This is a genomic window from Streptococcus sp. UMB1203, assembly GCF_030217725.1.
Classification (GTDB): domain Bacteria; phylum Bacillota; class Bacilli; order Lactobacillales; family Streptococcaceae; genus Streptococcus.
Genome location: NZ_JASOOK010000040.1, coordinates 1 through 9,386, shown reverse-complemented (window position 1 = coordinate 9,386; position 9,386 = coordinate 1). Strand labels below are relative to the sequence as shown.

Sequence of the window (9,386 nt, the reverse complement as noted above, 5' to 3'; positions counted from 1 at the left end):
GGACTTTTTTTCTACACAAAAAAGGCTCCATAAGATCCATAGGGGATTTACCCACTACAAATATTATAGAGCCATATTTATATTATTTTGTTGCTTCTTTCTTTTGGAAAGTGGTTTGGTAATTTACTTTAATCGTTACGTTCATGTGAGAGTCCTCGTTTCTTTTTGATGACTCTAGTATAAGGGGCAAACCTGAAAGCTAGCTTAAGATTTTCTTAGAGAAAGCTTAATCCAGATGTTCTCTTTTTTCTAGATGGAGGGCAATCATACGCCATTCTGGATCCTCTTGCCACCCATCAATAGAACTGATATAGCTGGCCACCTTTCTAGCTTCTTCTAAAATCGGAAAATCTTCGATAATATCAGCCACTTGAAACTCTGGAAGCCCTGACTGTCTGGTTCCAAAAATTTCACCTGAACCACGCATTTTCAAATCTTCCTCCGCAAGAACAAAACCATTGGTGGTTTCTGTCATAATGCACATGCGATCTTTTCCAGAATCAGTCTTGGGATTAGCAACGAGAACAGCATAGGACTGCTTGTCCCCCCGACCGACACGACCTCTGAGCTGGTGAAGCTGGCTGAGTCCGAAGCGATCGGCATCCATGATAATCATGACGGTCGCATTGGGAACATTGACCCCGACCTCGATAACCGTCGTCGAAACCAGAATATCCGTTTTTCGCTCTTTGAATTCCTGCATAATCTGGTCTTTTTCATCACTCTTCATCTTACCATGTAGAAGAGCCACCTCTGCCTTGCCTGCAAAATGAGCCGTCAACTCTTCTGATAGGGCAATGGCATTTTTCAAGTCTAGAGCTTCAGATTCTTCAATCAAGGGAGAGATGACATAGGCTTGAGAACCTTTTTGGATTTCCCCCTCTAACCAAGTCAAGACCTGAGGTAGTTGCTCATGTTTGATCCAGCGCGTCACAATGGGTTTTCGACCTGCTGGCATCTGGTCGATAATGGAAACATCCATATCGCCAAAGGCTGTGATGGCTAGCGTCCGTGGAATCGGAGTCGCTGTCATCATGAGGACATCTGGATTGTCTCCTTTTTCCCGTAAAATCCGCCTTTGACCCACACCAAAACGGTGCTGCTCATCGATGATAATCAAACCAAGGCAAGCATACTCCACCCCATCCTGAATCAGAGCATGGGTTCCGATAATCAAATCAGCCTCACCCTTAGCAATAGTCTCCAAGACTTCTCTTTTTTCTGCAGCTTTCAAGGATCCTGTCAAGAGAGCGAGTTTCAAGTCTGGAAAGAGACTCTGTAGACTTTCAAAGTGTTGCTCTGCTAAGATTTCTGTCGGTACCATGAGAGCAGCCTGGTGCCCAGCTGTCACTGCCGCAAACATGGCCAAGCCAGCAACCACCGTTTTTCCGCTCCCCACATCTCCTTGCAGGAGACGATTCATGTGGTGGTTCGACTTCATGTCGGTCAAAATTTCCTGTAAACTCTTTTCTTGAGCTGGGGTCAAGGCAAAAGGAAGACTTTCCTTGACTGCTGTCACTTTTTCCTGAGACCAATCCAGAACCAGACCGCTTCCCTGAACCCTATTTTCAGACTTGAGCGTCTGCAATTGCATTTGGAAATAAAAGAGTTCCTCAAACTTGATACGGCGAAGGGCCTGCTTGTATTCTGCCAAATCCTTAGGGAAATGCATGGCACGAACTGCCTGACAACGGGACATAAGTTTGTATTTGTCTAGTAAAGACTGGGGAAGATTTTCCTCTATCAAGAGGTCCAGTCCCTGATCAAAGGCCGTCTTTATAACCTTGACCAGACTGGCCTGACTGATTCCCTGAGCCAGACGATAGACAGGCTGGAGGTCATCTTCCACCTGAGCCAAGACCTTCATCCCTGTCAAACTAGCCTTGGCACGGTCCCATTTTCCAAAAATAGCAAGAGTTGCTCCTAGCTCAATCTTGTCTGCCAGATAGGGCTGGTTAAAGAAATTCACCGCAAAAACGACCTCTCCCTGCTTGAGGCTAAAGCGCAGACGATTGCGCTTGAAACCATAATACTGGACACTGGCGGGAGTCACGACTTGACCAGACAGAACAGCCTTTTCACCGTCTTCTAGCTCCAGCACCTGCTTGGTTTTGAAGTCTTCATAACGGAAAGGAAAGTAGAGCAAGAGGTCTTGCAAGTTTTCAATTCCTAGTTTAGCGTATTTTTCTGCTGACTTTGGTCCCACACCAGGTAAGACATGCAAGGGTTGATGTAGATTCATGCTCCACTCCTTTCTTTTCTAATAATATTCTCTCGGAATGCGGTCACTGAGGAGACAAACCACCTCATAGTTAATGGTTCCGCAGTAGGTCGCTACCTGAGTAGCTGTGATTTCCTTGCCCCCGTTAGAACCAATCAAGGTTACTTTTGTTCCCAACGGATAAAGCTTAGGCAATCGAATGGTGATTTGATCCATCGAAACCCTGCCGACAATTGGGCAAGCTTGGCCATCTACCAAGACAGAGAAATCCTGCATGTCTCGTGTCCAACCATCCGCATAGCCGATTGGCACAGTCGCGATGACTTGCTCGCTAGCCGCCTGATAGGTCGCTCCGTAGCCCATGCAAGATCCAGCTGGGACTGTCTTGACGTGAACCAAGGCAGATTCCAAGGTCAAGGCTGGTTTCAAGTCATAGGGCAAGTCCAAGACCTCTCCGCTAGGATTCAGACCATACATAGCATCCCCCATACGAACCGCATTGAAAATAGTCTCTGCATGCCAAAGGGTCGTTGCAGAATTGCTGGCATGAACCAGCTCTGGAAGACCTTTCATACTAGCTAAAATAGTTTTAAACCGTTCTAACTGGGCATTAAAGTAGTCATCTGATTCCTCGTCTGCAGTAGCAAAGTGGGTAAAAATCCCTTCAACACGAGCACCATGTTGTTGGAGCAAGTCTTGAGCCTGCTCAGCCTCACAAGCCTCTCTAAAACCAATCCGTCCCATTCCTGAATCAATCTTGAGGTGAACTGTCAATCCAGTTAGGTCTGCTTCCTTATCTAACAATACTTGAATCCACTCCAGTCCAGCCACAGTCAAGGTAATATCATATTCTTTAGCTAGAGCGACAGCTTCGATTTCAGAAACTCCTAAAATGAGGATTCGTTTACTGAGTCCAGCCTGTCTGAGTTCAAGAGCTTCATCGATATTGGAAACACAAAAGCCATCAACATCCTCTTGAATCGCCTTGGCAACGGCAACAGCCCCATGCCCATAGGCATTAGCCTTGACCACTGCCCACTTGAGCGTTCCTTGAGGGATATGAGCCCCCATTTGCTGAATATTTTGTCGAATAGCTCCCAGATGAATCAGAGCTTTGGTTGGTCTATGTGGACTAGCTTTCATGATTTTCCTCCAAAATGACACTGGCTGTCACAAACTGATCGGTGTGGCTGATAGACAGCCAAATCTTTCCTGAAAATGGTGCCTGACTAAAATAAGGCGCCCCGCGTTCATTGTTCAAGACTTCCAAATCCTGAAAACCGAGCTTGCCAATGCCCGTTCCCATGGCCTTGGAAAAGGCCTCCTTAGCCGACCAGCGACCAGCCAAATATTCAATCTGCCTGCGCCCTTTGAGACTGGTGAAGCGCTCCATTTCCTTAGCGGTCAGCACGCGCTTAGCAAATCCTTCATGTCGTGTAACCGCGCTTTCTATCGAAGCCAATTCTTCGATGTCAATTCCGTGTCCAACTATCATTCTCATCAAAAGGAGTTGAGATTCCCCAACTCCATCCTTTTCACTTATTTTGTCAAGGTAGCATAAATCTCTTCTACCAAGGCCTCTGTATTTTCCCAGCCTAGGCAAGGATCGGTAATAGAGCAACCAAAGACCTCTGGTTGGTTTTGACGACCATCTGCTAGGTAAGACTCAATCATAAAGCCTCGAACTGTCTTTTTAATCTTCTCATTCCAATCACGATTTTGCAAGGTCTGGCGAACAATTCGAATCTGCTCCATATATTGCTTACCTGAGTTGTCATGGTTGGTGTCAATGAGAATAAAAGGATTTTCAAGTCCCATAGTTTCATAACGCTCAATAGCATTTAGCAGAGTTTCATAGTAAAAGTTAGGCTCATTTTTCCCATATTCATTGACTGCACCACGAAGGATGACGTGGGTCAAGGGATTTCCTGAAGTCTCAACTTCTTGACCATGGAAGAGGAAGGTCTGTTTGTTTTGAGCGGCATAGATGCCATTAAACATGACACCCAGATTTCCAGAGGTTGGATTTTTCATTCCGACTGGCGCATCAATCCCTGAGGCCACAAAACGGTGCTCTTGGTCTTCTACAGAACGAGCTCCTACAGCATGGTAGCTGACCAAATCATCTACCAAGACCAGATTTGACGGATAAAGCATCTCATCTGCCGTTGTCAAACCAGTCTCTGTAATCACGCGGTAGTGCAACTGGCGCACAGCCTGCAAGCCGTTGATCAAACTTGGAGCTTTTGAAGTATCTGGCTGGTGAACCAAACCTTTATATCCGTCTCCGTTAGTGCGAGGTTTAGCTGTATAAACACGCATAACCATGAAAATCTTGTCCGCCACCTTCTTTTGCAAAGCAGATAAACGACGGGCATATTCCAAGACAGCCTCTTCATTGTCAGACGAGCAAGGACCAATCACCAAAAGGATCCGGTCATCTTCTCCTGAAATAATGTCTGCCATTTCTCTATCACGACGCTCCTTTAGACGCAAGGCTTCCGCAGACAATTGGGTTTCTGCCTTGATTGCTTCAATATCGATTTCTTGACCTTTTTCAATAAATGCCATCTTATTCTCCTAACGTTTGGTAGATTTCTCTGACGAGGACTTCCGTATTCTCCCAGCCAAGGCAAGGGTCCGTGATAGACTTGCCAAATACTTCCGGTTCGTTTTGACGGCCGTCTTCTAGATAAGACTCAATCATAAAGCCACGAACGTACTGCTTAATTTTTTCATTCCAATCACGGTTAATCAAGGTCTGGCGGACAATTCGAATCTGGTCCATATATTGCTTACCAGAGTTGTCATGATTGGTATCCACAATGATAAAAGGATTTTCCAAGCCCATTTTCTCATACTGAGCAATGGTATCCATCAAATTATCATAGTAGTAGTTGGGAATATTCTTACCATACTCATTGATCGCTCCACGAAGAATAGCGTGCGAAAGCGGGTTCCCAGTTGTTTCTACTTCTTTTCCTAGGAAGAGGAAACTTTGTTTGTTTTGAGCAGCATAAATCCCATTAAACATAACATTGAGATTTCCAGAGGTTGGATTTTTAAAACCAGTCGCAAAATCTGCCCCACTTGCCACAAAGCGGTGTTGCTGATCTTCAACCGAACGGGCACCAACCGCCATGTAAGAAATCAAATCATCTACTAGCGGAAGATTTTCAGGATAAAGCATTTCATCAGCTGTCGTCATACCTGTTTCTGTGATGACACGATAGTGGAGATGGCGAACGGCTTTGATTCCATTGATAAGACTAGGCGCTTCTGTCGCATTAGGCTGGTGAATCAAGCCCTTATAGCCATCTCCGTTGGTACGGGGTTTGGCAGTATAAACACGCATAACCATAAAGATACGGTCTGCCACCTCTTCTTGTAGAGCTGCCAAACGCTTAGCATATTCAAGGACAGCTTCTTCATTGTCAGATGAGCATGGCCCGATTACCAAGAGAATTCGCTGGTCTTCTCCACGTATAATGGCTTCTAGCTCTTGATCGCGTTGTGATTTCCTCTCTAAAGCTTGGCCTTCTAGTTTTGATAAGGCACGAACTTCTTCAATATTAATTTTAGGACTTTTTGCTGTAAATACCATAACTCATCTCCTTATAAAGCAAACGGATACCAAGTAAAAATTTACTTTTCACAAGGTATCCGCCTCTAAACTATCTCATTTTATTGTCTTTTACCGTGACAGTTTTTAAACTTCTTACCAGAACCACATGGGCAAAGTTCATTCCGTCCAATCTGGCTCAAATCCAAATCTTCTGGGATATTTGCTTGGTGGGCAGCGATATTGCGAGTCGCTGTTGTACTGATATGGTGTTCTGCTTGTGGTCTTTCTTGTTCATGAATTTGTGCTTTCATCATCAAACGTGTCACATCAAACTCGATCGAACCAATCATGTCATTAAACATACGGAAACCTTCTGCCTGATACTCAACAACAGGGTTGTTCTGAGCATAGCCACGAAGTCCTACCGCGTTACGCAATTGATCAAGGGCGTCGATATGATCTGTCCACTTATTATCTACCACTCGTAGAATCAAAACTTTTTGGAATTCTTTAACTGCTTCTTCATCTCGTAGTTTTGAAACCTGACTATCGTAAACTTGCAAAGCACGTTGGAAGAGTTCTTCCTTAATGGCCTTATCAGACAAGCCTGACAAGTCTTCGATTGAAATAGAATCTTCTGGAAGCAAGTTGTACTTAGCAAAGTTCAAAATTGCTTCTAGTTTTTCATCTTGTTTGGCACGCGCATGACCATCAACGACACGACCAATCGTACGTTTGATCATAGCCTGAATTTCAGGTGCCAAGTCACGATCTGCAGTGATGACGTCGTAACGTTGAGCATAGATAATCTCACGTTGTTCACGCATGACGTCATCGTATTGAAGGACTTGTTTACGGGTATCGTAGTTATTTCCTTCGACACGTTTTTGCGCTGCTTCAACCTGACGTGTCAACATACGAGACTCAATGGCCTCTTCAGACATGTTGAGACGTTCAAAGATTCCCTTCAAGCGTTCAGAACCAAAACGTTTCATCAAGTCATCTTCAAGAGATAGGTAGAATTGTGACTCACCTGGGTCTCCTTGACGACCTGAACGTCCACGAAGCTGATTATCGATACGACGGCTTTCATGGCGTTCTGTACCAATCACACAAAGTCCACCCAATTCGCGAACTCCTTCACCAAGCTTGATGTCGGTACCACGACCGGCCATGTTGGTTGCGATAGTAACAGCACCACGTTGACCAGCATTCATGATGATTTGGGCTTCTTTATAGTGGTTTTTGGCATTTAAGACTTCGTGAGGAACGCCAGCTGCGACTAATTTCTTAGAAATGTAGTCACTAGTTTCAACCGCTACTGTACCAACCAAGACAGGCTGACCTTTTTGGTAACGAGCCTTAACGTCTTCGACAACCGCCTTAAACTTAGCCTCGATACTTGCATAAAGAAGGTCTGAGTGGTCAATACGTTGAACAGGACGGTTTGTTGGGATTGGAATAACACGAATGTTGTAAATTTCACGGAATTCTTCTTCCTCAGTCTTACCTGTACCCGTCATACCAGACAATTTCTTGTACATACGGAAAAGGTTTTGGTAAGTGATTGAGGCAGACGTCTTGGTTTCATCCTGGATCGGCACACCTTCTTTGGCTTCAATGGCTTGGTGCAATCCATCAGAATAACGACGACCTTCCATAGTACGACCTGTAAATTGGTCGACAATCAAGATTTCTTGCTCTTCGCTGACCACATAGTCAATATCGAGAAGCATGATGTAGTTGGCACGAAGGGCATTATCGATAAAGTGAGTCAAAGCCACATTTTCGATATCATAGAGGTTTTCAAGCTTGAAGTAGCTTTCAGCCTTGTCAATCCCTGAATCTGACAAACCAATAGTCTTAGACTGCACATCGATGATGTAGTCGTCTTTGTCCAAAGATTTTACATAGTGGTCTGCCATGTGGTATAACTGACTGGTTTCAACCGCGTTGGCACCTGATACGATCAAAGGTGTACGGGCTTCGTCAATCAAGATAGAGTCAACCTCATCGACCAAGGCATAGTTGAGCGGACGTTGTACCATGTTTTCAGCGCGGACGACCATGTTATCACGAAGGTAATCAAATCCGATTTCTGAGTTGGTTGAGTAAGTAATATCACACTCATAGGCTTCTTTTTTCTCCATTGGAGATTTGGCAGCCAAGTTAATCCCTACTGACAAACCAAGCCATGAGTACAATTCACCCATCTCAGTCGCGTCACGTTCTGATAGGTATTCATTGACCGTAACTACGTGGACCCCTTTACCTGAAAGGGCGTTGAGGTATACGGGCATGGTCGCAGTCAAGGTTTTCCCTTCCCCTGTACGCATCTCTGGCACGTCACCATGATGAAGAACGATTCCCCCCATGACCTGAACCTTGTATGGGAAGAGACCTAGGACACGTTTAGCACCCTCGCGGACAACCGCAAATGCTTCATAAAGCAACGAATCCAGTGATTCTCCATTTTGATAACGTTCTTTAAATTCAACTGTTTTTGCTTTTAGTTGGTCGTCAGTCAAAGCAGCCATTTGATCTTCGTATTTGAAAACCTTGTCAGCCATCTTTTCCAGACGACGGATTTCTCCTTTATCATTTTCGATAATTGTTTTTAAAATATTAGCCATGTTTTTCCTTACTTTAAATTCCGAATATTTTAGAATGTTCTTTTAATTTTAGCACAATTACTGATTATTTTCAAGGAAGAATCCCCATTTTGAAAAGGAAAAAGAGGCTAGTTTCCAAGCTAACCTCTCTGACTTTTATGATGCTTTAATTGCCAACAAAAATCGGCAAAATAGCAAACAGAATAAATAGGTTAATCCAAAGAGAAAGACAGCAGATGAGTCCAAAAACAAAGAGACTGACTTTCTTGGACAGCAAGGCCATCAAAATGGACAGAATGCCAAAAACTAGCAAGACTTTCTGTATGCTGAAGAGGTCAATCTTCCCCCCCAGAATCGGACTGCCCCAAGGAAGAAAGAAGAAAGCAATCCAGATCAACAGAACTAAACCAATATAGACCTTAGAATAGCGTGTAATAAATGATTTTAGATGTGCCATAAGCCACCTCCTATAAATAAAAACCGATATAAATCAATACCTTCCACCCGTAGACTTTCCTAACTCCTTTCTTAGTCTAAGCATTTTTTTGAAAAAGATATAGTCTAACCAAGAACTGGAAAAAGCAATAAGTAGTAATAATAGCCAAATGCCCCAAGACTTGATGTCTGCCACATTTCTCAATAGGATATTGAAAAACAAGACTGAAAAAACTGTCCAAGCAAGGCTAAAAAGAGCATAGAGGGTGATGTAAATCCAGTAAAAATAGTAAAAAATTGGGAAAAATTTACTATCTCTGTTGGCCTTTTCAATCCAGCTGAAAAAGTAAAAACAGGGTAATAAGATTAACAATTTAAACAAATGTTCCATCATCAACACCTCTTTTTGATAACGCTTTCTTCAACTTCATTTTATCAAAAAAATCTGGAAATGTCATTCCAGATTCTACTTTTTTAGGCTCTATAATATTTGTAGTGGGTAAATCCCCTATGGATCTTATGGAGCCTTTTTTGTGTAGAAAAAAAGTCCCAT

The 9,386-nt window shown here is 43.6% G+C and carries 8 protein-coding genes; all 8 read right to left on the bottom strand.

Annotation, left to right across the window (positions count from 1 at the left end):
* Positions 1-226: 226 nt before the first annotated feature.
* Positions 227-2,242, bottom strand: a complete 2,016-nt coding sequence (gene recG, locus QP439_RS08455; protein WP_285389490.1) for an ATP-dependent DNA helicase RecG — start codon at positions 2,240-2,242, stop codon at positions 227-229.
* An 18-nt stretch (positions 2,243-2,260) separates the two neighbouring features.
* Entirely contained in the window at positions 2,261-3,364 is a 1,104-nt protein-coding gene (alr, locus tag QP439_RS08450; RefSeq protein WP_285389488.1) for an alanine racemase, read from the bottom strand.
* On the bottom strand, positions 3,354-3,716 hold the full coding sequence (gene acpS / locus QP439_RS08445) for a holo-ACP synthase (protein ID WP_000635005.1): 363 nt from the start codon (positions 3,714-3,716) through the stop codon (positions 3,354-3,356). The genes alr and acpS overlap by 11 nt, the downstream gene beginning before the upstream one ends.
* Positions 3,717-3,760: 44 nt before the next feature.
* Positions 3,761-4,792: a 3-deoxy-7-phosphoheptulonate synthase gene (locus QP439_RS08440; protein ID WP_285389485.1), complete on the bottom strand. Its 1,032-nt coding sequence runs from the start codon at positions 4,790-4,792 to the stop codon at positions 3,761-3,763.
* Between the two features lies 1 nt (position 4,793).
* On the bottom strand, positions 4,794-5,825 hold the full coding sequence (locus QP439_RS08435; protein WP_004258559.1) for a 3-deoxy-7-phosphoheptulonate synthase: 1,032 nt from the start codon (positions 5,823-5,825) through the stop codon (positions 4,794-4,796).
* Positions 5,826-5,905: 80 nt separating this feature from the next.
* Positions 5,906-8,419, bottom strand: a complete 2,514-nt coding sequence (gene secA / locus QP439_RS08430) for a preprotein translocase subunit SecA (protein WP_023943775.1) — start codon at positions 8,417-8,419, stop codon at positions 5,906-5,908.
* Positions 8,420-8,564: 145 nt separating this feature from the next.
* A complete protein-coding gene (locus QP439_RS08425) occupies positions 8,565-8,855 on the bottom strand; it encodes a hypothetical protein (RefSeq protein WP_285389481.1) in 291 nt (96 codons plus the stop codon).
* Positions 8,856-8,888: 33 nt separating this feature from the next.
* A complete protein-coding gene (locus tag QP439_RS08420; protein ID WP_285389492.1) occupies positions 8,889-9,224 on the bottom strand; it encodes a hypothetical protein in 336 nt (111 codons plus the stop codon).
* Between the last annotated feature and the right edge of the window lie 162 nt (positions 9,225-9,386).

What these genes read in the sequence shown, in the direction of transcription:
- secA (WP_023943775.1), bottom strand. Translation starts at nt 8,419, where the DNA reads ATGGCTAATATTTTAAAAACAATTATCGAAAATGATAAAGGAGAAATC.
- acpS (WP_000635005.1), bottom strand. Translation starts at nt 3,716, where the DNA reads ATGATAGTTGGACACGGAATTGACATCGAAGAATTGGCTTCGATAGAA.
- alr (WP_285389488.1), bottom strand. Translation starts at nt 3,364, where the DNA reads ATGAAAGCTAGTCCACATAGACCAACCAAAGCTCTGATTCATCTGGGA.
- recG (WP_285389490.1), bottom strand. Translation starts at nt 2,242, where the DNA reads ATGAATCTACATCAACCCTTGCATGTCTTACCTGGTGTGGGACCAAAG.
- QP439_RS08440 (WP_285389485.1), bottom strand. Translation starts at nt 4,792, where the DNA reads ATGGCATTTATTGAAAAAGGTCAAGAAATCGATATTGAAGCAATCAAG.
- QP439_RS08425 (WP_285389481.1), bottom strand. Translation starts at nt 8,855, where the DNA reads ATGGCACATCTAAAATCATTTATTACACGCTATTCTAAGGTCTATATT.
- QP439_RS08420 (WP_285389492.1), bottom strand. Translation starts at nt 9,224, where the DNA reads ATGGAACATTTGTTTAAATTGTTAATCTTATTACCCTGTTTTTACTTT.
- QP439_RS08435 (WP_004258559.1), bottom strand. Translation starts at nt 5,825, where the DNA reads ATGGTATTTACAGCAAAAAGTCCTAAAATTAATATTGAAGAAGTTCGT.